General features: G+C 59.7%; 26 protein-coding genes. 16 read left to right on the top strand and 10 right to left on the bottom strand.

Annotated features, from left to right (window positions below):
• Window positions 1-123 precede the first annotated feature (123 nt).
• The gene (locus D8U70_RS12135; RefSeq protein ID WP_071173990.1) at window positions 124-1,344 is read right to left on the bottom strand and encodes a CaiB/BaiF CoA-transferase family protein; all 1,221 of its coding nucleotides are present in this window, start codon (window positions 1,342-1,344) and stop codon (window positions 124-126) included.
• A 14-nt stretch (window positions 1,345-1,358) separates the two neighbouring features.
• Window positions 1,359-2,540 carry an acyl-CoA dehydrogenase gene (locus D8U70_RS12140; protein WP_024015035.1) on the bottom strand — a complete coding sequence of 394 codons (1,182 nt, stop codon included), beginning with the start codon at window positions 2,538-2,540 and terminating at the stop codon, window positions 1,359-1,361.
• A 157-nt stretch (window positions 2,541-2,697) separates the two neighbouring features.
• Between D8U70_RS12140 and D8U70_RS12145 the strand changes: the two genes are divergently transcribed.
• From D8U70_RS12145 to D8U70_RS12190, 10 genes are all read left to right on the top strand, one after another.
• Window positions 2,698-3,597 carry a LysR family transcriptional regulator gene (locus tag D8U70_RS12145; RefSeq protein WP_122705361.1) on the top strand — a complete coding sequence of 300 codons (900 nt, stop codon included), beginning with the start codon at window positions 2,698-2,700 and terminating at the stop codon, window positions 3,595-3,597.
• Between the two features lie 434 nt (window positions 3,598-4,031).
• Window positions 4,032-5,153 carry a Re/Si-specific NAD(P)(+) transhydrogenase subunit alpha gene (locus tag D8U70_RS12150; protein ID WP_071173988.1) on the top strand — a complete coding sequence of 374 codons (1,122 nt, stop codon included), beginning with the start codon at window positions 4,032-4,034 and terminating at the stop codon, window positions 5,151-5,153.
• Between the two features lie 15 nt (window positions 5,154-5,168).
• A complete protein-coding gene (locus D8U70_RS12155; RefSeq protein WP_003220416.1) occupies window positions 5,169-5,489 on the top strand; it encodes an NAD(P) transhydrogenase subunit alpha in 321 nt (106 codons plus the stop codon).
• A complete protein-coding gene (locus D8U70_RS12160; RefSeq protein ID WP_110644713.1) occupies window positions 5,489-6,922 on the top strand; it encodes an NAD(P)(+) transhydrogenase (Re/Si-specific) subunit beta in 1,434 nt (477 codons plus the stop codon). The genes D8U70_RS12155 and D8U70_RS12160 overlap by 1 nt, the downstream gene beginning before the upstream one ends.
• Before the next feature lie 214 nt (window positions 6,923-7,136).
• The gene (locus D8U70_RS12165; protein WP_071173986.1) at window positions 7,137-8,630 is read left to right on the top strand and encodes an acetyl-CoA hydrolase/transferase family protein; all 1,494 of its coding nucleotides are present in this window, start codon (window positions 7,137-7,139) and stop codon (window positions 8,628-8,630) included.
• 321 nt (window positions 8,631-8,951) lie between these two features.
• Window positions 8,952-9,167, top strand: coding sequence for a DUF1127 domain-containing protein (locus D8U70_RS12170; RefSeq protein ID WP_007911656.1), 216 nt, complete (start codon window positions 8,952-8,954; stop codon window positions 9,165-9,167).
• Between the two features lie 332 nt (window positions 9,168-9,499).
• Window positions 9,500-9,817 carry a DUF2388 domain-containing protein gene (locus D8U70_RS12175; protein WP_016772298.1) on the top strand — a complete coding sequence of 106 codons (318 nt, stop codon included), beginning with the start codon at window positions 9,500-9,502 and terminating at the stop codon, window positions 9,815-9,817.
• Window positions 9,818-9,925: 108 nt separating this feature from the next.
• Complete coding sequence (locus tag D8U70_RS12180; RefSeq protein ID WP_095182269.1) at window positions 9,926-10,243, top strand: DUF2388 domain-containing protein; 318 nt, start codon at window positions 9,926-9,928, stop codon at window positions 10,241-10,243.
• 27 nt (window positions 10,244-10,270) lie between these two features.
• The gene (locus D8U70_RS12185) at window positions 10,271-10,591 is read left to right on the top strand and encodes a DUF2388 domain-containing protein (RefSeq protein ID WP_076564885.1); all 321 of its coding nucleotides are present in this window, start codon (window positions 10,271-10,273) and stop codon (window positions 10,589-10,591) included.
• Complete coding sequence (locus tag D8U70_RS12190) at window positions 10,588-12,549, top strand: DUF4105 domain-containing protein (RefSeq protein ID WP_130928970.1); 1,962 nt, start codon at window positions 10,588-10,590, stop codon at window positions 12,547-12,549. Before D8U70_RS12185 ends, D8U70_RS12190 begins: the two co-directional genes overlap by 4 nt.
• 56 nt (window positions 12,550-12,605) lie before the next feature.
• On the opposite strand, the gene trpA is transcribed toward D8U70_RS12190, so the two are convergent.
• On the bottom strand, window positions 12,606-13,415 hold the full coding sequence (gene trpA / locus D8U70_RS12195; protein WP_130928971.1) for a tryptophan synthase subunit alpha: 810 nt from the start codon (window positions 13,413-13,415) through the stop codon (window positions 12,606-12,608).
• Window positions 13,415-14,647 (bottom strand): tryptophan synthase subunit beta, encoded by a 1,233-nt coding sequence (trpB, locus tag D8U70_RS12200; protein WP_016772302.1) that lies wholly within the window; start codon window positions 14,645-14,647, stop codon window positions 13,415-13,417. The genes trpA and trpB overlap by 1 nt, the downstream gene beginning before the upstream one ends.
• A gap of 113 nt (window positions 14,648-14,760) precedes the next feature.
• Between trpB and D8U70_RS12205 the strand changes: the two genes are divergently transcribed.
• Window positions 14,761-15,678, top strand: coding sequence for a LysR family transcriptional regulator (locus D8U70_RS12205; protein WP_122748180.1), 918 nt, complete (start codon window positions 14,761-14,763; stop codon window positions 15,676-15,678).
• On the opposite strand, the gene D8U70_RS12210 is transcribed toward D8U70_RS12205, so the two are convergent.
• Window positions 15,651-15,977: a DUF883 family protein gene (locus tag D8U70_RS12210; protein ID WP_039757078.1), complete on the bottom strand. Its 327-nt coding sequence runs from the start codon at window positions 15,975-15,977 to the stop codon at window positions 15,651-15,653. The genes D8U70_RS12205 and D8U70_RS12210 overlap by 28 nt on opposite strands.
• Window positions 15,978-16,143: 166 nt before the next feature.
• Between D8U70_RS12210 and D8U70_RS12215 the strand changes: the two genes are divergently transcribed.
• Together D8U70_RS12215 and D8U70_RS12220 are read left to right on the top strand one after the other, a co-directional pair.
• A complete protein-coding gene (locus tag D8U70_RS12215) occupies window positions 16,144-16,359 on the top strand; it encodes a dodecin (RefSeq protein ID WP_016772305.1) in 216 nt (71 codons plus the stop codon).
• Between the two features lie 129 nt (window positions 16,360-16,488).
• The gene (locus D8U70_RS12220) at window positions 16,489-16,713 is read left to right on the top strand and encodes a DUF1161 domain-containing protein (protein WP_071173980.1); all 225 of its coding nucleotides are present in this window, start codon (window positions 16,489-16,491) and stop codon (window positions 16,711-16,713) included.
• Window positions 16,714-16,885: 172 nt separating this feature from the next.
• Here D8U70_RS12220 and D8U70_RS12230 read toward each other — a convergent pair whose 3' ends face one another.
• Window positions 16,886-17,887 carry an LLM class flavin-dependent oxidoreductase gene (locus D8U70_RS12230; RefSeq protein ID WP_071173979.1) on the bottom strand — a complete coding sequence of 334 codons (1,002 nt, stop codon included), beginning with the start codon at window positions 17,885-17,887 and terminating at the stop codon, window positions 16,886-16,888.
• Between the two features lie 240 nt (window positions 17,888-18,127).
• Between D8U70_RS12230 and D8U70_RS12235 the strand changes: the two genes are divergently transcribed.
• Window positions 18,128-18,559, top strand: a complete 432-nt coding sequence (locus tag D8U70_RS12235; RefSeq protein WP_016772308.1) for an OsmC family protein — start codon at window positions 18,128-18,130, stop codon at window positions 18,557-18,559.
• A 240-nt stretch (window positions 18,560-18,799) separates the two neighbouring features.
• On the top strand, window positions 18,800-19,039 hold the full coding sequence (locus tag D8U70_RS12240; RefSeq protein WP_071173978.1) for a DUF1161 domain-containing protein: 240 nt from the start codon (window positions 18,800-18,802) through the stop codon (window positions 19,037-19,039).
• A 7-nt stretch (window positions 19,040-19,046) separates the two neighbouring features.
• On the opposite strand, the gene D8U70_RS12245 is transcribed toward D8U70_RS12240, so the two are convergent.
• Both D8U70_RS12245 and D8U70_RS12250 read right to left on the bottom strand, forming a co-directional pair.
• Window positions 19,047-19,466 carry a hypothetical protein gene (locus tag D8U70_RS12245; RefSeq protein WP_016772310.1) on the bottom strand — a complete coding sequence of 140 codons (420 nt, stop codon included), beginning with the start codon at window positions 19,464-19,466 and terminating at the stop codon, window positions 19,047-19,049.
• A 39-nt stretch (window positions 19,467-19,505) separates the two neighbouring features.
• Window positions 19,506-19,928 carry a hypothetical protein gene (locus D8U70_RS12250; RefSeq protein ID WP_073470767.1) on the bottom strand — a complete coding sequence of 141 codons (423 nt, stop codon included), beginning with the start codon at window positions 19,926-19,928 and terminating at the stop codon, window positions 19,506-19,508.
• A 58-nt stretch (window positions 19,929-19,986) separates the two neighbouring features.
• Here D8U70_RS12250 and D8U70_RS12255 point away from each other — a divergent pair, with 58 nt between their 5' ends.
• Window positions 19,987-21,063 carry an aminopeptidase gene (locus D8U70_RS12255; RefSeq protein WP_130928973.1) on the top strand — a complete coding sequence of 359 codons (1,077 nt, stop codon included), beginning with the start codon at window positions 19,987-19,989 and terminating at the stop codon, window positions 21,061-21,063.
• A 99-nt stretch (window positions 21,064-21,162) separates the two neighbouring features.
• Here D8U70_RS12255 and D8U70_RS12260 read toward each other — a convergent pair whose 3' ends face one another.
• Window positions 21,163-21,813: an HAD family hydrolase gene (locus tag D8U70_RS12260; RefSeq protein WP_130928974.1), complete on the bottom strand. Its 651-nt coding sequence runs from the start codon at window positions 21,811-21,813 to the stop codon at window positions 21,163-21,165.
• Window positions 21,814-21,841: 28 nt separating this feature from the next.
• On the bottom strand, window positions 21,842-22,255 hold a 414-nt coding region (locus tag D8U70_RS12265), incomplete at its 5' end, for a gamma carbonic anhydrase family protein (protein WP_130928975.1).

Below are 22,255 nucleotides of genomic sequence, written 5' to 3' on the forward strand. Positions count from 1 at the left end.
CGAATTATAGACCTCTGGAATCTGCCGTCAACCGTTAATTTCGCTTTTCTTTCAATAACTTGCGTATTGGTTAAAAAACATTCAATCAGATGAGAAAAGAGCTTCTTCTATATAGAAGAAGACTTAAAGGACGCCTTCCTCCTTCAACATAGCCACCGCGCCTGCCCCCAGACCCAGCACCCGCTGCAGAACCTCTAATGTGTGCTCACCTAATAAAGGAGGCGCATGACGATATTCAACGGGCGTCTCCGACAATCGAATCGGGCTGGCCACCTGGGGCACCATCCCCGCCAATGCATGCGGCAGTTCGATCGCCAGACCGCGCGCCTTCACTTGAGGATCCTCAAACACTTGCGACAAATCATTGATCGGCCCACAAGGCACGCCCGCCTGTTCCAGTTGTGCAACCCACTCGGCAGTCGTCTTGAAGACCGTAGCTTGGCGGATCAACGGGATCAGCACCGCGCGGTTCGCTACCCGCAGCTTGTTGGTCGCGAAGCGCGGATCATCCGCCCACTGCGGTTGGCCAGCCACCTCTGCGAACTTGCGGAACTGCCCGTCATTACCCACGGTAAGAATGAAGTCACCATCCGCCGTAGGAAAGTCCTGATAAGGCACGATGTTGGGATGCGCATTTCCCAGACGCTTTGGCGCATTGCCGGTGGTCAGGTAGTTCATCGCCTGGTTCGCCAGACACGCGACCTGTACATCCAGCAACGCCATATCGATGTGCTGGCCGCCACCGTCGTGATCGCGATGAGCCAATGCCGCGAGGATCGCCACCGTCGAATACAGCCCGGTAAGAATATCCGTCAGCGCCACGCCCACTTTCACCGGGCCAGCGCCTTCATCTCCTTCAGGTCGACCAGTCAGACTCATCAAGCCGCCAAGGCCCTGAATCATGAAGTCATACCCTGCACGCTTGGCGTAAGGGCCGGTCTGGCCGAAGCCGGTGATGGAGCAATAGATCAGATTCGGGTTGAGCGCCTTCAGCGACTCATAGTCCAGACCATAGGCCGCCAGACCACCTACTTTGAAATTCTCAATCAGAATGTCCGACTTTGTCGCCAGGTCGCGCACCAGCTTCTGCCCTTCAGGGCGGGTGAAGTCGATGGTGACCGATTGCTTGTTGCGGTTTGCCGAGAGGTAATAAGCCGCTTCCGACGTGTTCTCGCCGTAAGCGTCTTTAAGGAAGGGCGGGCCCCAGGCGCGGGTGTCATCACCATTGCCCGGGCGCTCGACCTTGATCACCTCGGCGCCCAGGTCGGCGAGGATCTGTCCGGCCCAAGGCCCGGCCAGCACTCGCGATAAATCCAGTACCCGTAGATGCGACAGCGCGCCCATGGTCCGCACTCCTATTAATAGAACGCCTGCAGACCGGTTTGTGCACGCCCGAGGATCAGCGCGTGAACGTCATGGGTACCTTCATAGGTATTCACCACTTCCAGGTTGACGAGGTGACGGGCCACGCCGAACTCATCGGAGATGCCGTTACCACCGAGCATGTCGCGCGCCATCCGCGCAATATCCAGCGACTTGCCGCAGGAGTTACGCTTCATGATCGAAGTGATTTCAACGGCGGCGGTACCCTCGTCCTTCATCCGGCCCAAGCGCAGGCAGCCTTGCAGTGCCAGGGTGATCTCGGTCTGCATGTCGGCGAGTTTCTTCTGTACCAGTTGCGTCGCGGCCAACGGGCGACCGAACTGCTGACGGTCCAGAGTGTATTGGCGCGCGGTGTGCCAGCAGAACTCGGCGGCGCCCAGTGCGCCCCAGGAAATGCCGTAGCGTGCGGAGTTGAGGCAGGTGAAAGGACCTTTCAGACCACGCACGTCCGGGAAAATGTTCTCTTCCGGCACGAACACGTTGTCCATGACGATCTCACCGGTGATCGAAGCGCGCAGGCCGACCTTGCCGTGAATCGCCGGAGCGCTCAGGCCTTTCCAGCCTTTCTCCAGAACGAAACCACGGATGTCGCCAGCATCGTCCTTGGCCCAGACCACGAAGACGTCAGCGATCGGGCTGTTGGTGATCCACATCTTCGCGCCGGTCAGGCTGTAGCCGCCATCGACCTTGCGCGCCCGGCTGATCATCGCGCCCGGATCGGAACCGTGGTTCGGCTCGGTCAGACCGAAGCAACCGATCCATTCGCCGGAAGCCAGTTTCGGCAGATACTTCTGTTTCTGTGCTTCGGTACCGAATTCGTTGATCGGCACCATCACCAGCGAGGACTGCACACTCATCATCGAGCGATAGCCAGAGTCGACTCGCTCGACTTCACGCGCGATCAAGCCATAACTGACGTAATTCAGACCGCTGCCACCGTATTGTTCTGGAATGGTGGCGCCGAGCAGGCCGACTTCTCCCATCTCGCGGAAGATTGCCGGGTCGGTCTTTTCATGACGGAAAGCTTCGAGCACACGCGGCGCCAGACTCTGTTGAGCGAACTGCGCGGCGGTGTCGCGGATCATCCGCTCTTCTTCGGTGAGCTGTTGATCCAGCAGCAGGGGATCGATCCAATTGAAACTAGCTTTACCGCCCATGAGTGCGCCCTCGTAATCGGGTGAATTAACGTGGCATTGATCCTAGGCGCGGTTCGCCATCGCGGCAAACGAGGATTTCGCATCCTGTTGTGCTAATTTCTCACTCCGAAACGTCGCGAATTGCCTTTTATGCGGCGCATTAGTGAGGTTGACGTACATGCGCAGAAAGATCCCCAGCACCGCCGCACTGATCAGCTTCGAAGCAGCCGCCCGCCATGAGAGCTTTACCCGGGCCGCTGAAGAGCTGTCGCTCACCCAAGGCGCCATTTGCCGACAGATCGCCAGCCTTGAGGAATTCCTCAGCGTGGAGTTGTTCCGGCGCTCGCGACGTGGGGTGAAGCTGACGGAAGCGGGACTTTCATACAGTCGCCGGGTGGCGACTCAGCTCGATGCAGTGGAACGCGACACCCTTTCGGTGATGGGCCAGCAGGGCACCAACGTCATCGAGCTCGCAGTCGTCCCGACCTTCGGCACGCAATGGCTGCTGCCACGGCTCAAGGATTTCCAGCTCAAGCACCCGGAAGTGACCGTCAACCTGACCAACCGCACTCGGCCATTCCTGTTTGCCGACACCGAATTCGATGCCGCGATCTACTTCGGTGATGCCGACTGGTCGGGTACCGAATCCCACAGGTTGATGGGCGAAAATCCGATGCCGGTGTGCAGCCCCGCCCTACTCGGCGATCGCAAGCAACTGACAGCGCAAGCCATCGCCGAGCTACCGCTGCTGCAGCAGACCACCCGACCTTACGCCTGGCGCCAATGGTTCAACTCGCAGCAACTGAATATCCCTCGCGACATGACAGGCCCACGCTACGAGCTATTCTCCATGCTTGCCCAGGCAGCCATGCACGACATGGGCGTCGCGCTGATTCCGCCGTTTCTGATCCAGCGCGAGCTGGCAGAGAAACGGCTGATGGTTGCCAACCCTCAAGCGCTCTCCAGCATCAAGGCCTATTACCTGATGATTCCGGAGCGAAAGGTCGAATCGGCATCGCTGAAGGCATTTCGCGACTGGCTGGTAAATCAAGCGCAGAGCTACAGCCTAGAAGAATAAAGGCTCTGCGCAATACTTAACCCCGTAGTCAGAAAAAACAAAGCCCTACAGATATAACTATTTGTCGCTTTTGCGCAGACTGTATCCGAAAGTCGTACAGACGTCCCACAAGCTGCCAAACACGTGGCTTTGAGCCTCTAATGGCGACTCATTACTGCCTATTCACGCCACCGATGCGAATTTTTTTCAAATTCAGCCAGAATCCATGCAGGGCACGGCCTGCAAGGGGTTCAACTGGCCATCTGCGACATTCGGTCACGGCATGACTTGTAGTTAATTTTCCGTCACCCGTCATAATCCCTTGAAGGGCATAAAGTTCGCCTGCAAAATGCCGCGCCCCGCCCTGATTCGGCGGGATCGTGCTGATCGGCCGCCCCAGTCGCACCATCCGTAGTGCATGGGTTTACTCAATAAGATCACGCAGGAGATTTGACGTGCACATTGGTGTTCCTCTCGAAACCCAGACCGGTGAAACACGGGTTGCTGCAACCCCGGAAACCATCAAGAAGCTGATCAGCCAAGGCCATAAGGTCACTGTGCAAAGCGGCGCTGGCGTCAAAGCCAGTGTCGTCGACAGTGCCTATGAAGCGGCCGGCGCAAGCATTGGCAGCGCCAATGACGCGTTTGGCGCCGAGCTGATTCTCAAAGTGATCGCGCCAAGCGATGCCGAACTGACGCTGATCAAGCGCGGTGCGGTGCTGGTGGGCATGCTCAACCCATTCAACAACGAGACCATTGCGAAGATGGCCGAGTGCGGCATTACCGCGTTCGCCCTCGAGGCGGCACCGCGCACCTCGCGGGCGCAGAGTCTTGATGTGTTGTCGTCGCAGGCGAATATCGCCGGCTACAAAGCGGTGTTGCTCGCGGCTCACTATTACCCACGCTTCATGCCGATGCTGATGACTGCTGCGGGCACCGTGAAAGCGGCGCGGGTGCTGATTCTTGGCGCAGGCGTGGCCGGGTTGCAGGCGATTGCCACGGCGAAACGTCTGGGTGCGGTGATCGAAGCGTCCGACGTGCGTCCAGCGGTGAAGGAACAGATCGAATCCCTCGGCGCCAAGTTCGTCGACGTGCCTTACGAGACTGATGAAGAGCGCGAATGCGCCGTCGGTGTCGGCGGTTACGCGCGGCCAATGCCGGCGAGCTGGATGCAGCGTCAGGCGCAGGCTGTGCACGAGCGCGCCAAGCAGGCCGATATCGTCATCACCACCGCGCTGATTCCGGGCCGCAAGGCGCCGACGCTGCTCAGCGCCGAGACCGTGGCACAGATGAAGCCGGGCTCGGTGGTCATCGACCTCGCCGCCGCCCAGGGTGGCAACTGCCCACTGACCGTCGCCGATCAGGTCGTTGTGGAAAACGGTGTGACCATCGTCGGCCCGACCAACCTCGCCGGTGAAGTCGCTGCCGATGCTTCGGCGCTGTACGCACGCAACCTGCTGGACTTCCTCAAGCTGGTGTTCACCAAGGAAGGCCAGTTCGACGTCAACCTCGAAGACGACATCGTCGCCGCGTGCCTGATGTGCCGCGACGGCCAAGTCATCCGCAAAAACGCCTAAGCAGGGATTCAGACGATGGAAGAGCTTATCTCCCCCGGTATCTACAACCTGATCATCTTCGTGCTGGCGATTTATGTCGGTTACCACGTGGTCTGGAACGTTACGCCTGCGCTGCACACGCCGTTGATGGCAGTCACCAACGCGATCTCGGCGATCGTGATCGTCGGCGCCATGCTCGCTGCTGCGCTGACCGTCACGCCGCTGGGCAAAACCATGGGCACGCTGGCAGTGGCACTGGCGGCGGTCAATGTGTTTGGTGGCTTCCTGGTCACCCGCCGCATGCTTGAGATGTTCAAGAAGAAAGCCCCGAAAGCAAAAGAAGAGGCGCCGAAGTAATGAGCATGAATCTCGTCACGACGCTCTACCTGATCGCGTCGATCTGCTTTATCCAGGCCCTCAAAGGCCTGTCGCACCCGACCACTTCGCGGCGCGGCAACCTGTTCGGCATGCTCGGCATGGCGTTGGCGATCCTCACCACCGTTGGCCTCATCTATAAGTTGGGCGCCGAGCTGGCCACTGCCGGTATCGGTTACGTGATCGTTGGCCTGTTGGTCGGCGGCACCGCCGGTTCGATCATGGCCAAGCGCGTTGAAATGACCAAGATGCCGGAACTGGTAGCGTTCATGCACAGCATGATCGGCCTCGCGGCGGTGTTCATTGCCATTGCGGCGGTAGTTGAGCCGCAGTCGTTGGGTATCGTTAAACAGCTGGGCGATGCGATCCCGGCGGGCAACCGTCTGGAGCTGTTCCTCGGTGCCGCCATCGGTGCGATCACCTTCTCGGGTTCGGTGATCGCCTTCGGCAAGCTCTCGGGCAAATACAAGTTCCGTCTGTTCCAGGGCGCACCGGTACAGTTCGCCGGTCAGCACAAGCTCAATGCGGTTCTGGGTCTGGCCACGCTGGTTCTCGGCCTGACCTTCATGTTCACCGGCAACCTCACGGCGTTCGCGCTGATGCTGGCGCTGGCGTTCGTGATGGGCGTGCTGATCATCATCCCGATCGGCGGCGCCGACATGCCGGTGGTGGTGTCGATGCTCAACAGCTATTCCGGCTGGGCGGCGGCGGGCATCGGTTTCTCGCTGAACAACTCGATGCTGATCATTGCCGGCTCGCTGGTGGGTTCGAGCGGTGCGATCCTCTCGTACATCATGTGCAAGGCGATGAACCGCTCCTTCTTTAATGTACTGCTCGGCGGTTTCGGCAATACGGCAGATGCAGGTCCTGCCGGTGCGCAGGAAGCCCGTCCGGTGAAATCCGGCTCGGCTGATGACGCAACCTTCCTGCTGACCAACGCCGACACCGTGATCATCGTCCCGGGCTACGGTCTGGCAGTGGCCCGTGCACAACACGCACTGAAGGAACTGACCGAGAAGCTGACCCATCGCGGCGTGACCGTGAAGTACGCGATTCACCCGGTGGCCGGTCGCATGCCTGGGCACATGAACGTCCTGCTCGCCGAGGCCGAAGTGCCTTACGATCAGGTGTTCGAGATGGAAGACATCAACTCCGAGTTCGGTCAGGCCGACGTGGTGCTGGTGCTCGGCGCGAACGACGTGGTCAACCCGGCCGCGAAGAACGATCCGAAGTCACCGATTGCCGGCATGCCGATTCTCGAAGCGTTCAAGGCCAAGACCATCATCGTCAACAAGCGCTCGATGGCCAGCGGCTATGCCGGTCTGGACAACGAACTGTTCTATCTGGACAAGACCATGATGGTTTTCGGCGACGCGAAGAAAGTCATCGAAGACATGGTCAAAGCGGTCGAGTAATTCACCGCTGCAATAGCGAACGCCCCGACTTGTCGGGGCGTTTTTGTTTGCGCCAGACGCTGGACAATTTGCCGCGTTGTTGCAGATCCGGTAACGGTGTTTTACTGCAAACCCGCGAAATAGAGGCCTCGTTTGCGACCTTGGTAGCGGGACAGGCGCCGGCCAAATTCACTAGACTGCGCATCCTGCTACTCGTTGCCCGAGATAATAATCCATGTACCGTGACCGTATTCGCCTGCCTTCGTTGTTGGATAAAGTGATGAGCGCTGCCGACGCCGCTGCTCTGATTGAGGACGGCATGACCGTCGGCATGAGCGGTTTCACCCGCGCCGGCGAAGCCAAGGCCGTTCCCCACGCACTGGCCGAGCGCGCCAAGGTCACGCCGCTGAAGATCAGCCTGATGACCGGCGCCAGCCTGGGCAACGACCTCGACAAGCAACTGACCGAGGCCGGCGTGCTGTCGCGGCGCATGCCGTTTCAGGTCGACAGCACGTTGCGCAAGGCAATCAACGCCGGCGAAGTGATGTTCATCGACCAGCATCTCTCGGAAACCGTAGAGCAACTGCGCAACCAACAGTTGAAGCTGCCGGACATTGCCGTCATTGAGGCAGTCGCCATCACCGAACAAGGCCATATCGTGCCGACCACTTCGGTGGGCAACTCGGCCAGCTTCGCGATCTTCGCCAAACAAGTGATCGTCGAGATCAACCTGGCCCACAACGCCAACCTCGAAGGCCTGCACGACATTTATATCCCGACGTACCGCCCGACGCGCACGCCAATCCCGCTGGTGAAAGTCGATGATCGCATCGGCAGCACGGCGATCCCGATTCCGCCGGAGAAGATCGTTGCCATTGTCATCACTCAGCAGTCGGACTCGCCGTCCACAGTGTCGGTACCGGACGTTGATACCAACGCTATCGCTGAACACCTGATCACCTTCTTCAAGCAGGAAGTTGCGGCCGGGCGCATGACCAACAAGCTCGGCCCGCTGCAAGCCGGGATTGGCAACATCGCCAACGCGGTGATGTGCGGCTTGATCGACTCGCCGTTCGAAGACCTCACCATGTATTCGGAAGTGCTCCAGGACTCGACTTTCGACCTGATCGATGCCGGCAAGCTGAGCTTTGCCTCGGGCAGTTCGATCACCCTGTCCGAGCGGCGCAACAGCGACGTGTTCGGCAACCTGGAGAAGTACAAGGACAAACTGATTCTGCGGCCACAGGAGATCTCCAATCACCCGGAAGTAGTGCGCCGTCTGGGCATAATCGGCATCAACACCGCGCTGGAGTTCGACATCTACGGCAACGTCAACTCCACCCATGTCTGCGGTACGCGGATGATGAACGGCATCGGCGGCTCCGGCGACTTCGCGCGCAATGCGCATCTGGCGGTATTCGTGACCAAATCGATCGCTAAGGGTGGCGCGATTTCCAGCGTGGTGCCGATGGTCAGCCACGTCGACCATACCGAGCATGACGTCGACATCCTGGTGACCGAAGTCGGCCTCGCCGACCTGCGTGGCCTGGCGCCACGGGAGCGTGCACGAGTGATCATCGACAACTGTGTGCACCCGGACTTCCGCCAGGCACTGAATGATTACTTCAGCGCTGCCTGTGCAATCGGCGGTCATACCCCGCACATTCTGCGCGAAGCACTGAGCTGGCATATGAACCTGGAAGAAACCGGGCGCATGCTGGCGGTGTGATTCACACAGATAACCACCGAGGCAAACACAGTTTTGCGTCGGTGGATGTTCGCAAAGAACAGGATCACCAAAAACTGTACTGCTGTACCGGTCTTTTCCTACCGCAAACTCCTACTCAACCTCCTGATACAAGCCAAAATGCACCAATCAAGTGCAGACAGGTACAGTTTGCCCAATTTCGACCCGTACACCATCCATAAACAGTTAACTGCTCACTCACAATACAAATGAACTGTATCTACAGAGACTATCCAAACGAGAGGATCATGGGCACCAGTCAAACCACTACCTGATCCCGCCACAAGCGGAAGGATGTCAACCATGGAACGTACACTCAGTTCCGAACTGTTCTTCGAAGACAAAGCTGTAAACACCCAGGCTTCCCTGCCTCTGCGCGTTATCGCCAACCTGATGTTGTGGCAGCGCCGCATCTCCAGCCGCCACCAACTGGCCCGTCTGGATTCGCGTCTGCTGGCCGACGCCGGTATCAGCGAAGCACAACGCTACGAAGAGCTGAGCAAGCCGTTCTGGCGCTAAGCAGCGTCGCTGGCTCTGGTCGTCAGACCCACCGCCAGCAACCCGAATTGCACAAGCAGAACCCGTCGTGGGCAACCACGACGGGTTTTGTCGTTTCAGGGGCCTTGAATGCTCTAAAACGCATATATGAACGAGTACAGGTACAATTTACGAAATTCTTGAATATACCGGTACAGTTACCAGAACCTTTGGAGTATCACTGGCCACCACTGGGCGAACCGCATCTGGCAGCCTAATATCCATGCAGAACGTGGCGAACGTTGCGCAACAGGCGTCTGACTCCTCAGATACCGAGCCACCTCTCACTACGGTTTATCCAAAGGAGTTACATCATGACCCGTCTTCGCCTGCTCAGTGCCGCCGCCCTGCTGGCCGTGGCTGCCAACGCCAGTGCTACCAGCTTCATCGTCACCACCGACTCGATCGTCGGCGCGCTGAAAGCCACTTCCGACGCCACTTCCGATGTGACCTCCTCGTTCCGTGACGACAAGATCGTCCTCGCCGCCCGCGACGATGCCGCCAGCTTCGTGGCCAGCGAAGGCGATATCCGTGGAGTGAAGCTGGAAAGCGCGCTCGATCACATCCGCCATCAGGCGCCCCAACTCAATGCCACCGATGCCCAATTGGCTCAGGCCATTCTGACCCTCTGATCGTTTGCGGTATTGCGGGACACGCCAGCCGTGTCCCGATGTTTCAACGCTGGCTCTGGGCCGGGCATTTGCGCTAGCCTTCAGGCTCGTTAACAGTTGTCGAGTCCCATGCGCTTTCTTCCAACTCTGCTCATCTCTTCTACTTTATTCACCGCCTGCTGGGCGATGTCTGCCAACGCCTTCGATGCTTTCAATGCATCGACCCAAGGCACGGTTGTCAGCGGTTACGCGACCAGCATGGTGTCTTCTGCACCGTTCGACCGTAAACTGCTGCTCGCCGCTCACGATGACGCGGCCGCCTTTGTTGCCAGTGACGGTGAATGGCGAGGCGCACGGCTGGAATCCGCGCTGCATTACCTGCGCAAAACCCGGCCGAAACTTCATGCCAGCGACCTTGAACTGGCAGAGGCAATTCTCGTCCAATAGTTATCCTTGTCCTTCCGGAGTCGTTCCATGCGTAGCCCGCTGATTGCTGCCGCCCTTGGCCTGTTTGTGCTGGCCGATATGGCCCAGGCGCACACCCTGGTAGCCACCAGTAACATCATCGTTCGTGCCTCCCAGCGCAGCATCGATTTCACTTCCGATACCACCACGTCGATTCGCGATTCGAAAATCATCCGCGAAGCCCACGACGACGCCGCCAGTTTCGTCGCCAGCAACGGTGACATCCGTGGCGCGCACCTCGAAGCAGCCCTCAACACCTTGCGCACTCGCGTGCCGGAAGCGCGCGACGCCAGTGATCAGGTACTCGCCGAAGCCATTCTCGCGCTGTGAAGTCCGTTGGCGCCTGGCTGCTGGCCGGGGCGTTGTTGCTGCTTGGCAACAGCGCCCACGCCGGCCTGCAATTGCGGCTCAAGACCGAGGGTCTGAGCCCGGCTCAACAACAGGCCAGTCAGGCGCTGATCGATGAGGCGATGGCGAAACTGCCGCCGAGCTTCATCGAGCGGCTGGATCGGCGCATCGACGTCGGCTGGACCGACGACATGCCTGCCAACGCTTACGGGCAGGCGACGCTGGTGTCCGAGCTCGATCTGAATCGCAAACTGCTCGCCGGTCTCACCGATGGCAGCGCGGCGAAAGAGAAAACCAATCGCCCCCACGGCACTGTGCGCCAGGAACTGCTGGCCACGGTACTGCACGAAATCACGCATATCTACGACCGCGCGCGTTTATGGCCGAGCGCCGAGCGCACGTTGATCCAGCGCTGCACCCGACGCTTCAACAGCGCCGGGCTGATCGGTATTCCCGATGAGTGTCGCGGGCAGAACGGTCGGCGCTTCACCATCAGCGACGACCCGCGCCTGCTCGATCTGGCCGGGTGGCAACAGTACGTCGGCCGCCGTGGCGAGCGTGAACAACACAACCGCCAGATCGCCCGCAGTCCGGATCTCTACGAAATTTCCAGCCCCAAGGAGTTCGTTGCGGTCAACATGGAGTACTTCCTCCTCGACCCGAGCTACGCCTGCCGCCGCCCGGCGCTCTATCGCTACTACAAGGAACATTTCGGCTGGGCGCCGCCAGCGCAGGACACCTGCAGCAAGAGCTTTGCCTTTCTCAATGCGGGCAATGACTTCGCCAAGCAGCCTCTGGGGCAAGTCGATCCGGAACGGGTCTATGCCGTCGATTACCTGCTGGCCGAAGCCAATCAGAACTGGGTCAGCCGCTGGGGTCACAGCATGCTGCGCCTGGTGATCTGCGCCCCCGGTCGCCCGCGTGGCCCGGATTGCCGCCTCGACCTCGATCAGCACCTGGTGCTGTCCTATCGCGCTTTCGTTGGCGATGTGCAGCTGTCGAGCTGGGACGGACTGGTCGGCAAATACCCGTCGCGGCTGTTCGTGTTGCCGCTGGCACAGGTGATCGACGAATACACCAAGACCGAGCTGCGCAGCCTCGCTTCGGTGCCGCTGAACCTGTCTCGCGAGGAAATAGAAGGCGTGGTCGAACATGCTGCCGAGATGCACTGGAGTTACGACGGCAACTATTTCTTCCTGTCCAACAACTGCGCGGTGGAAGGCTTGAAACTGTTGCGCAGCGGCAGCAATAACAGCCAACTGGTCGGGCTAGACAGCATCATGCCCAACGGCTTGCTGGAAGTGCTCAAGGGCCGTGGTCTGGCCGATACCAGTGTGCTCGACAATCCGAAAGAAGCGCTGCGCCTGGGTTACCGCTTCGACTCGTTCCGCGATCGCTATCAAGCGATGTTCGATGTATTGAAGAAGCAGCTGCCGATCAAGCAGACCACTGTCGAGGATTGGCTGTCACTCAGCGCTGAGCAACGCCGCGAATGGTTCGATCGCGCCGACCTGCGCACCAGTGCGGCCCTGTTGCTGCTGGAGCAAGCCAGTTTCCGCCGGCAGTTATTGCTGGCCCAGGACGAGGTCAAGCAACGCTACCTCGGCGCCCGCGAGCTGGAAAACGGCGGCATGGACAAAGCCAACGCGACCTTGCAGCAGATCCTCGCCAACAGTGGCTTCCTCAGCCGCCCGGCGGAACTGCTCGACTCCAAGGGTTACGGACTGCCCCAGCCGAGCGAGTTCGGCAGACTGGAAGCGGAAAGCAGCCAGCGGCAGAAGAAGCTGCTGGCACTGTCCGGCGATCTCGATACCGAAGTGCGCAAGCTGCTTGAACCCAAGCGGGCGGCCGAGATTGCCGCCAGCGAGGCCAACGTCAAGCAGATTGGCGAGCATCTGCGCAAACTGCACAAGGCCTCGGGCGGACTGCAATTACCCTGAGCACAAAAAAGGCTTCAGAACGCCTGTTCTGAAGCCTTTTCTATTTCCCTGCGGCTTTAGAGGCGAGCTTTGCGCACGCCTTGGGACAGCGCCGAACACAGACTCAACACACCATCGATGGCCTGCTCAGGCGTATCGGCACTGGCGATGTGATCGATCAACGCCGAGCCCACCACCACACCGTCAGCCAGACGCGCGATGGCCGCAGCCTGCTCCGGTGTACGGATGCCGAAACCGATGCTGATCGGCAGATCGGTATGCCGACGCAGACGTGCAACCGCCTCTTCCACATGTTCCAGAGTCGCTGCACCGGCACCGGTGACACCGGCCACCGACACGTAGTAGACGAAACCGGAACTGCCGTTGAGCACACGCGGCAGACGCACATCGTCGGTGGTCGGCGTGGTCAGGCGGATGAAGTCCAGGCCAGCAGCCTGCGCCGGGTCGCACAGCTCTTCGTTGTGCTCTGGTGGCATGTCGACCACGATCAGGCCGTCAACGCCAGCCTCTTTGGCTTCGGCGATGAAACGCTCGACGCCGAATTTGTGAATCGGGTTGAAGTAGCCCATCAACACCAGCGGCGTGTCGCTGTTGCCTTCACGGAACTCGCGAACCATTTGCAGGGTTTTCGCCAGATTCTGTTTGGCGCCCAGGGCGCGAATGTTGGCCAACTGGATTGCCGGGCCATCGGCCATCGGATCGGTGAACGGCATGCCCAGCTCGATCACATCGGCACCTGCGGCAGGCAGGCCTTTGAGGATCGCCAGCGAAGTGTCGTAGTCAGGATCACCGGCAGTGACAAAGGTCACCAGCGCCGCGCGGTTCTGTTGCTTGAGGTCGGCAAAGCGGGTTTGCAGGCGGCTCATCAGTGTTTCTCCTGCTGCGACTGTTGCATATGGTGCATTACGGTTTGCATGTCCTTGTCGCCACGGCCCGAGAGGTTGACCACCATCAGGTGATCCTTCGGCAGCTTCGGTGCACGTTTGAACACTTCGGCCAGAGCGTGGGCGCTTTCTAACGCAGGAATGATCCCTTCCAGACGGCAGCATTTGTGGAACGCTTCAAGGGCTTCGTCGTCGGTCACCGAGGTGTACTGGACGCGGCCGATGTCGTGCAACCAGGCGTGTTCAGGGCCGATGCCCGGATAGTCGAGGCCAGCGGAAATCGAGTGAGCGTCGATGATCTGCCCATCGTCGTCCTGCAGCAGGAAGGTGCGGTTGCCGTGCAGCACGCCCGGCACACCGCCGTTCAGACTGGCCGCGTGCTTGCCGGTTTCGATGCCGTAACCGGCGGCTTCGACGCCGATGATCTCCACGCTCTTGTCATCGAGGAACGGGTGGAACAGGCCCATGGCGTTGGAACCGCCACCGATGCACGCCACCAGGCTGTCCGGCAGACGACCTTCCTGAGCCTGCAGCTGATCGCGGGTTTCCTTGCCGATGACGGCCTGAAAGTCGCGGACCATTGCTGGATAAGGGTGTGGGCCGGCCACAGTGCCGATCAGATAGAAAGTGTTGTCGACGTTGGTCACCCAGTCACGCAGGGCTTCGTTCATCGCATCTTTGAGAGTGCCGGTGCCGGCCACGACCGGAATGACTTCAGCGCCGAGCAGCTTCATGCGGAAGACGTTGGCCTGCTGACGTTCGATGTCGGTGGTGCCCATGTAGATCACGCAATCGAGACCGAAACGCGCAGCAACGGTGGCCGTGGCCACGCCGTGCATGCCGGCGCCGGTTTCGGCGATGATGCGCTTCTTGCCCATGCGCCGCGCCAACAGAATCTGTCCGATGCAGTTGTTGATCTTGTGTGCGCCAGTGTGGTTCAGCTCTTCACGCTTGAGGTAGATCTTCGCGCCGCCGCAGAACTCGGTCAGGCGTTCGGCGAAATAAAGCGGGCTCGGACGTCCGACGTAATCACGCTGGAAGTAGGCCAATTCTTCTTTGAATGCCGGATCTTCCTTGGCCGCTTCGTATTCGCGAGCCAAGTCGAGGATCAACGGCATCAGGGTTTCCGCTACATAACGGCCACCGAACGCACCGAACAGGCCGTTGGCGTCAGGGCCGTTACGCAGATCAGAGGTGTTCGAAGTCTGGGTCATGGGTCGCTCCAGGTGAATTCGGTCAGAAGACAATGACGACCACTCTACCCCTGACTTTCCAGGCTGAAAACCGATAAGATCGCCACAACCTGTCAGGAAAACTCACAGATACCATGAGCCATGACCTTCCCCCGCTAAATGCCTTGCGCGCCTTCGAGGCCACCGCTCGTCTGAACAGTGTGAGTCAGGCTGCCGAACAGCTGCACGTCACCCACGGCGCGGTCAGCCGCCAGCTCAAGGTGCTTGAAGAACATCTCGGCGTGAGCCTGTTCGTCAAGGACGGACGCGGCTTGAAACTCACAGATGCCGGAGCGCGTCTGCGCGATGCCAGCGCAGAGGCGTTCGATCGCTTGCGCAGTGTTTGCGCCGAACTGACGCAAAGCACAGCGGATGCGCCGTTCGTGCTGGGTTGTTCGGGGAGCCTGCTGGCGCGCTGGTTTATTCCGCGTCTGGGGCGGCTGAATGCCGATTTGCCGGATCTGCGTCTGCACCTGTCTGCCGGTGAAGGTGATCTCGATCCCCGGCGCCCGGGCCTTGATGCGTTGTTGCTGTTCGCCGAGCCACCGTGGCCCGCCGATATGCAGGTCTATGAACTGGCGGCGGAACGCATCGGCCCGGTGATGAGCCCGTTGTATAGCGGTTATCAGAAGCTGCACACCGCTGTGGCCGCAGATCTTTTTGATGAGCCCGTGCTGCACACCACCTCTCGCCCACAAGCCTGGCCCAGCTGGGCGCAGCAAAACCACCTCGATCCCAAGGCGTTGAAGCTCGGGCAAGGTTTTGAGCATTTGTATTATTTGCTGGAGGCGGCTGTTGCAGGTCTCGGCGTGGCAATCGCGCCGGAGCCGCTGGTAATCGAAGATCTGAAGGCGGGTCGCCTGGTTGCGCCGTGGGGCTTTTGCGAAACCCCGGCGCAACTGGCGTTGTGGCTACCCAAGCGCGCCGCAGACGGACGCGCGCGGCAACTGGCGCAGTGGCTCAAGAACGAGCTGCGCCAGACTGATCACTCACCGCGCTTGAACAAAAAGTAGGCGGCGAGCAGACCGATTGCACCGACAGCCACGCCGGCTGTGGTCCATGGATGTTCCTGCGCGTAGTCACGAGTGGCAATGCCGGTCTCGCGGGTTTTCACTTTGACTTCTTCGTACGCGTCGCTGAGCAGATGACGGGAATGTTTCAGCGCACTTTCGGCGTTGCTTTTCAGCGCCTTGAGGGTCTTGCGCGACTCGTCCGAAGCATCGTCTTTCAAGCTTTCCAACGATTTGAGCAGACTCTCGATCTCGGCTTCCATGCTTTGCAACGAGGCTTTACGTAAAGAGGTGTTGGCCATGGTGGCTCTCCTGCATTGGTGATGAGTGGCGTGTGTTGGTTGGGACTTCACCACTTCGAGAAAGTGCAGAAATTCTGAACTTCGGCAGCGCAGAGGCGCCGAAATCAACAGTGCAATTGCCTGCTAGGCTCAATTTCACACGCCATTCCAACCCAAGGAGATCGCCATGAGTGACCATCACACCTACAAGAAAGTCGAGCTGGTCGGCTCGTCCACTACCAGCATCGAAGACGCCATCAACAATGCATTGGCCGAGGCGAACAAGACCCTGCGCAATCTGGAATGGTTTGAAGTGACCGAAACCCGTGGCCACATCGAAAATGGCCAGGTAGCGCACTTTCAGGTCACGCTGAAAGTCGGCTTCAAGATTGCCGCCAGCTGAGTTTGAGCTAGTCTTCTGAACTTGCGCGCTGGCCGAGTGCCATAGGGAATGGCAAAGCGCTACAAGGTGAGCGCATCGGGTGGATGACTCGATGCCCGCCTCTTTCAATCCGACCAGGGAGTGCGACCGATGAAGAAGTTCATGTTGGCAGTAGGTTTGTTGAGCCTTGCGGGTGGTGCGTTTGCAGCCGGCAAGCCATGTGAAGAGCTGAAAAGCGAAATCGCCGCGAAGCTCGACGCCAAAGGCGTTTCCGGTTATTCGCTGGAGGTTGTCGACAAAGGTGCGGCGGCTGATGGTGACGTTGTCGGCAGTTGCGAAGGCGGCAGCAAGGACATCGTTTACAAGCGCGGTTGATTGCGCCTGAAATACAAAAGCCGACGTGGATGCGTCGGCTTTTTTGTGGGCTCCATGTGCCCGATGTGGGAGCGAGCTTGCTCACGAAACCGGTGGGTCAGTCGACATATCGAGTGCCTGACACTCCGTCTTCGCGAGCAAGCTCGCTCCCACAAGGTATGTGTGGTGAATCTTAGCCCTTCATCACCTGCGCCAGCAGCTCGTACGAGCGCACGCGATCAGCATGCTCATACAAATCGCTGGTGAAAATCAGCTCGTCCGCCTGGGTCTGCTCGATCAGCACCTCAAGCTTGGCGCGGATCTTCTGCGGGCCGCCGACCATGGCGAGGCCGAGGAAATCGCCCACCGCTTCACGTTCGTGGGGCAGCCACAGGCCGTCCATGGTTTTCACCGGTGGGCGCTGCACCAGGCTCTGGCCACGCATCAATGCAAGAATGCGCTGGTACACCGACGTCGCCAGGTAATCGGCTTGCTCATCGGTATCCGCTGCCACCAGCGGCACGCCGAGCATCACGTACGGCTTGTCGAGCACCGCCGACGGTTTGAAGTGATTGCGGTAGATGCGGATCGCCTCGTGCATGAAGCGCGGCGCGAAGTGCGAGGCGAAGGCGTAAGGCAAGCCGCGCTCACCCGCCAATTGCGCACTGAACAGGCTTGAGCCGAGCAGCCAGACCGGCACGTTGGTGCCGGTGCCGGGCATGGCGATCACCCGTTGCTCCGGGGTGCGCGGGCCGAGGTAGCGCATCAGTTCGGCAACGTCTTCAGGGAAGTCGTCAGCGCTGCCCGAGCGCTCACGGCGCAAGGCGCGGGCGGTCATCTGGTCAGAGCCGGGCGCGCGGCCCAGACCCAGGTCGATGCGTCCCGGGTACAGGCTCTCGAGGGTGCCGAACTGCTCGGCAATCACCAGCGGCGCATGGTTGGGCAGCATCACCCCGCCGGAACCGACGCGGATCGTCGACGTGCCTCCGGCCAGATAGCCGAGCAACACCGAAGTGGCCGAACTGGCGATGCCGTCCATGTTGTGGTGTTCGGCGACCCAGAAGCGCGTGTAGCCGAATTTCTCGGCATGCTGCGCCAGGTCCAGCGAGTTGCGCAGCGATTGCGCCGCGCTGCCGTTTTCGCGCACCGGCACCAGGTCGAGAGTGGAAAATTTAACGTCGGACAGTTTTTTCATGAACCTGCATCTCCGGGTGGGGAGGCAGGTTTTTCTTGCGAACGAAAACCTGCCAAATCCATAAGCGTGTTTTATGGAATGAGGGCATATACCCGAGATTCAATAGCAGCGACGAAATTTCCTACTAAAAAAGTCAACGATTCAGCCAGGCTGAACTTTGTTCCGCCGTCTATCCTCAGAAGCCTTGCTAGTAAAAACCGCGACGGCGCGGCGTTCCGCGCCATATTTGAGGAGGCAGACATGGCTATCGTGAAAAAGGCATCGGCGCATTGGGAAGGCGACCTGAAAACCGGTCTCGGCTCGATCTCCACCGAAACCGGCGTACTGCGCGAAGCACCTTACGGCTTCAAGGCGCGCTTCGAAGGCGGCAAAGGCACCAACCCGGAAGAACTGATCGGCGCGGCCCACGCCGGCTGCTTCTCCATGGCGTTTTCGATGATTCTCGGCGATGCCGGCCTGAAGGCAGACAGCATCGACACCAACGCCGAAGTCACCCTCGATCAGGTTGACGGCGGCTTCGCGATCACTGCGGTGAAGCTGATTCTCAAGGCGAAAATCCCGGGCGCAACTCAGCAGCAGTTTGAAGAGCTGAGCAACAAGGCCAAGGAAGGGTGCCCGGTTTCCAAGGTGCTGAATGCGAAGATCACCCTTGAGGCTTCGCTCGTCAGCTGATTCGGCGTTTGCCGGGCTGACGCTTTCGCGAGCAGGCTCGCTCCCACAGGGGATTTGTGCACGTCGCAGATCCAGTGTGTGAGCGAGCCTGCTCGCGAAGGCGGCCTCGGATTCAACTCAGCAACCGGCAATCAGTACAAGGTGTGAGCAAAGTCAGAACCCGCTCAGCAGAAATGTGGTCGAATAATCGACAGCAGCTTCAGCGCACACCCGTGCGCGCTGCCTCAAGGAGCTTCATCGATGAAACGTATTGGCTTGGCGATTCTTTGCAGTGCACTGGCCACGTCCGCTATCGCAGCCCCCAAAAAATGCGAGGAGCTTAGAAAGGAGATCGAGATCAAGATCCAGGCGAAGGCGATCCCAACGTACACCCTTGAAATCATCACGGCAGAAGAGGCGAAGCAGCACGACTCGGCCATGATCGTCGGTTCTTGCGAGAACGGCACCAAGCGGATTATCTATCAGAGAAACGATAGCTGATTGCCTATCACGGCACGCAATTGATCTGCCGCTCGTTGGCAACGATCTGCCCCTGACGATTGATCAAGCGTGCACTTGGCGTGAAGGCCAGCGATCGGGCCTCAAGGCGGTAACGCTGCCCGGCCTCGAAGTGTTCATAGGGCACCGTCATGTAACACAGCCGCTCTTGCGGATCGGTATCCATGCCCTGACCACCCCCGAATACTTCGAAGTCAAAGCGCACGGTGAGCTCATGACTACCGGGCGTCACCTGAAAAAACCGTCCGTCGCGCAAGCGCTGTTTATCCAGGCGCTCGGCCATCAGCACCTTGCCGCCGGGGGTAGGCATGGCGAAGTCGACCCAGGCTTTGTCTGGATCGGCCGCTGGCAACGGGCTCTGACAACCGGCGAGCACACTGGCGGCCAGCAATGTCGTCAACTTGCGCATGATCGATATCCTTTGACGGGATTTGCAGCATAGCGCCGATCAACTGCTCTGACAGCCCGCCGGTGTGCCCTGGCCGACAACCTTGCGCTGTTCGTCATAAAGCCTGGCCCAAGGCCGGAAGCCGATACTGCCCGCCTGCAACTGATAGCGCTGGCCGGCGTTGAAATCCTTGAATTTCACGCTCATCTGGCAATCGCGCCACAGCGGTTCGGCATTCGGGCCGATGTTGGTGGCCTCGACCGGGAATTGGTAGCGCACCTTCAGCTCATGGCTGCCGGGCTGCACTTCGAAATAGCGTTTGTCGATGGCCTGGGTAGCATCGACTTGCACGGCTTGCAGCGCCGTGTCGTGTTGGCGAGCGTCAAGATCGATCCAGGCTTGCGAAGGGTCGGGGTCGGGCATTCCGAAACCGGCACAACCGGCCAGCATCAGCAGGCCTCCTGTCAGCATCAACATGCGCATAGCGGTGCTCCTTGAGGCGGGATAGTCTTGGGGCAGACTTTCCGGGGAATTTCTTATTTTGATCAGGCCGTTTTCCAGCCTTGGGTTACTTGATCGCGTTTTTCCGATTTTGTTTCCGGGTGTGTTGTTTTTGTTGCTCAACGGTTGCACCAGCGTCAGCTATTACAGCCAGTTGGCCAGCGGCCAACTGCAATTGCTGCGCGCACGGGAGCCGGTCGAAAAAGTCATTGCCGACCCCAGCCGCGATGCCAGATTGCGCGCGCATCTGGCTCAATCACAAAAGGCCCGCACGTTCGCCAGCGAGCATCTGCACTTGCCGGACAACCAGAGCTATCGTCTGTACGCCGACATCGGTCGCCCGTACGTGGTGTGGAACGTGTTCGCCACCGCAGAGTTTTCCCTGACGCCGCAGAATCACTGCTTCCCGATTGCCGGCTGCGTGGCCTATCGCGGCTACTACAGCCAGAGCGCGGCCCGTGGCGAGGCGGCGATTCAACGTTTGCAGGGCATGGACGTGTCGATCGGCGGGGTCGAGGCGTACTCGACGCTTGGCTGGTTCGATGACCCGATCCTCAATTCGATGATGGGCTGGGGCGACGAACGGCTGGCCACGTTGATCTTTCATGAACTGGCGCACCAGAAGTTCTATGTGAAGGACGACACTGAATTCAACGAGTCTTTCGCCACCTTCGTCGAGCAGGAAGGCACGCGGCAATGGCGCACGTTTCGCGGGCTACCGGCAGAGTCGGATGCCAGGCTCAAGCAGCGTGACCAGTTCATCGAACTGGTACTCGACACGCGTTCAAGACTGGAGAAGCTCTATGCGCAGCCGCTGTCGGTTGAGCAGATGCGTGAGCGCAAAGCAGCTGAATTCGAGCGCTTGCGCCGGGAGTATCGGGTAATGCGCGACAGTCAGTGGGCCGGGGACAAACGTTATGACGCCTGGGTCAATGCGCCGCTGAACAATGCGCGGTTGTTGCCGTTCGGGCTGTATGACCAGTGGGTGCCGGCGTTTGCGGCGCTGTTCAGGCAAATGGATGGGGATTGGCTGAGGTTTTATGCCGAGGTTGAGCGGTTGGGACGGTTGCCGGTTGATGAGCGCAAGGCGGCGCTGGAAGCGCTGGCCCAGTCCTAAGGAACTCGGGGGCATAACGGCCCTTTCGCGAGCAGGCTCGCTCCCACAGAGGCAGCGAGATCCAATGTGGGAGCGAGCCTGCTCGCGAAGGCTATTTCATCAGCGCTGCAAAAACGCCCGATGCAACTCGTCCAAGGTTTCAAAGTGATAAGCCGGCGCCTCGGCATTCAGCTCTTCAAAACTGCCAAACCCATAGCCCACCGCCGCCGCATCCAGGCCATTGCTGCGCGCGCCGATCAGGTCGTGCTTGCGATCGCCGATCATCAGGGTCTGCGCGGGGTCCAGGCGTTCTTCCTCAAGCAAGTGCGCAATCAGCTCAACCTTGTTGGTCCGCGTGCCGTCCAGTTCGCTGCCGTAGATCACTTTGAAGTGGCGGGCGAAGTCGAAGTGCCGGGCGATCTCGCGGGCGAACACCCACGGTTTGGAGGTGGCGATGTACAACTGCCGCCCCTGCCCGCTCAAGGTTTCCAGCAACGGCGTGACCCCGTCGAACACCCGATTCTCGTAGAGCCCGGTGACCTTGAAGCGCTCGCGATAGAAATTCACCGCTTCCCAGGCCTTGGCCTCGTCGAAGTCGTAGAACTGCATGAACGCTTGCAGCAGCGGCGGGCCGATGAAGTGTTCCAGTTTGCTCAGGTCCGGTTCGTCGATGCCGAGATTGGCCAAGGCAAATTGAATTGAGCGGGTGATGCCCTCACGCGGGTCGGTCAGGGTGCCATCGAGGTCGAACAGTACGGTCTGGTAATGCATGGAAATTCCCGAGCAGGTGTAGGGCGGTTCAGAGCTGGTCGTAGCCTTCGGCCAGATGCAGGTCCTTGAGCTTGACGTAGTTCGCCGCGCTGTACGTAAAGAAGGCGTTTTCCTTGTCGGTCAGCGGGCGCACTTGCTTGACCGGGCTGCCGACATACAGGAAGCCGCTTTGCAGACGCTTGCCCGGCGGCACCAGGCTGCCGGCGCCGATGATCACGTCGTCCTCGACCACGGCGCCGTCCATGACGATGCTGCCCATGCCGATCAATACGCGGCTGCCAACGGTGCAGCCGTGCAGCATGACCTTGTGGGCGATGGTCACGTCATCGCCGATCAGCAAGGGAAAACCGTCCGGGTTGAACGGGCCGGCGTGGGTGATGTGCAGCACGCAGCCATCCTGCACGCTGGTGCGCGCACCGATGCGGATGCGGTGCATGTCGCC

This window comes from Pseudomonas sp. Sample_20 (assembly GCF_004307585.1).
In the GTDB taxonomy this organism is placed as follows: Bacteria; Pseudomonadota; Gammaproteobacteria; order Pseudomonadales; family Pseudomonadaceae; genus Aquipseudomonas; species Aquipseudomonas atacamensis.

Bases quoted from the DNA above. Each gene is read 5' to 3' on its own strand.
- trpB (WP_016772302.1), bottom strand. From the start codon at position 14,647: ATGACCCAGACTTCGAACACCTCTGATCTGCGTAACGGCCCTGACGCC.
- D8U70_RS12145 (WP_122705361.1), top strand. From the start codon at position 2,698: ATGCGCAGAAAGATCCCCAGCACCGCCGCACTGATCAGCTTCGAAGCA.
- D8U70_RS12205 (WP_122748180.1), top strand. From the start codon at position 14,761: ATGAGCCATGACCTTCCCCCGCTAAATGCCTTGCGCGCCTTCGAGGCC.
- D8U70_RS12210 (WP_039757078.1), bottom strand. From the start codon at position 15,977: ATGGCCAACACCTCTTTACGTAAAGCCTCGTTGCAAAGCATGGAAGCC.
- D8U70_RS12230 (WP_071173979.1), bottom strand. From the start codon at position 17,887: ATGAAAAAACTGTCCGACGTTAAATTTTCCACTCTCGACCTGGTGCCG.
- D8U70_RS12185 (WP_076564885.1), top strand. From the start codon at position 10,271: ATGCGTAGCCCGCTGATTGCTGCCGCCCTTGGCCTGTTTGTGCTGGCC.
- D8U70_RS12155 (WP_003220416.1), top strand. From the start codon at position 5,169: ATGGAAGAGCTTATCTCCCCCGGTATCTACAACCTGATCATCTTCGTG.
- D8U70_RS12160 (WP_110644713.1), top strand. From the start codon at position 5,489: ATGAGCATGAATCTCGTCACGACGCTCTACCTGATCGCGTCGATCTGC.
- D8U70_RS12220 (WP_071173980.1), top strand. From the start codon at position 16,489: ATGAAGAAGTTCATGTTGGCAGTAGGTTTGTTGAGCCTTGCGGGTGGT.
- D8U70_RS12250 (WP_073470767.1), bottom strand. From the start codon at position 19,928: ATGCGCATGTTGATGCTGACAGGAGGCCTGCTGATGCTGGCCGGTTGT.
- D8U70_RS12140 (WP_024015035.1), bottom strand. From the start codon at position 2,540: ATGGGCGGTAAAGCTAGTTTCAATTGGATCGATCCCCTGCTGCTGGAT.
- D8U70_RS12135 (WP_071173990.1), bottom strand. From the start codon at position 1,344: ATGGGCGCGCTGTCGCATCTACGGGTACTGGATTTATCGCGAGTGCTG.
- D8U70_RS12260 (WP_130928974.1), bottom strand. From the start codon at position 21,813: ATGCATTACCAGACCGTACTGTTCGACCTCGATGGCACCCTGACCGAC.
- D8U70_RS12215 (WP_016772305.1), top strand. From the start codon at position 16,144: ATGAGTGACCATCACACCTACAAGAAAGTCGAGCTGGTCGGCTCGTCC.
- D8U70_RS12175 (WP_016772298.1), top strand. From the start codon at position 9,500: ATGACCCGTCTTCGCCTGCTCAGTGCCGCCGCCCTGCTGGCCGTGGCT.
- D8U70_RS12170 (WP_007911656.1), top strand. From the start codon at position 8,952: ATGGAACGTACACTCAGTTCCGAACTGTTCTTCGAAGACAAAGCTGTA.
- trpA (WP_130928971.1), bottom strand. From the start codon at position 13,415: ATGAGCCGCCTGCAAACCCGCTTTGCCGACCTCAAGCAACAGAACCGC.
- D8U70_RS12240 (WP_071173978.1), top strand. From the start codon at position 18,800: ATGAAACGTATTGGCTTGGCGATTCTTTGCAGTGCACTGGCCACGTCC.
- D8U70_RS12245 (WP_016772310.1), bottom strand. From the start codon at position 19,466: ATGCGCAAGTTGACGACATTGCTGGCCGCCAGTGTGCTCGCCGGTTGT.
- D8U70_RS12235 (WP_016772308.1), top strand. From the start codon at position 18,128: ATGGCTATCGTGAAAAAGGCATCGGCGCATTGGGAAGGCGACCTGAAA.
- D8U70_RS12165 (WP_071173986.1), top strand. From the start codon at position 7,137: ATGTACCGTGACCGTATTCGCCTGCCTTCGTTGTTGGATAAAGTGATG.
- D8U70_RS12180 (WP_095182269.1), top strand. From the start codon at position 9,926: ATGCGCTTTCTTCCAACTCTGCTCATCTCTTCTACTTTATTCACCGCC.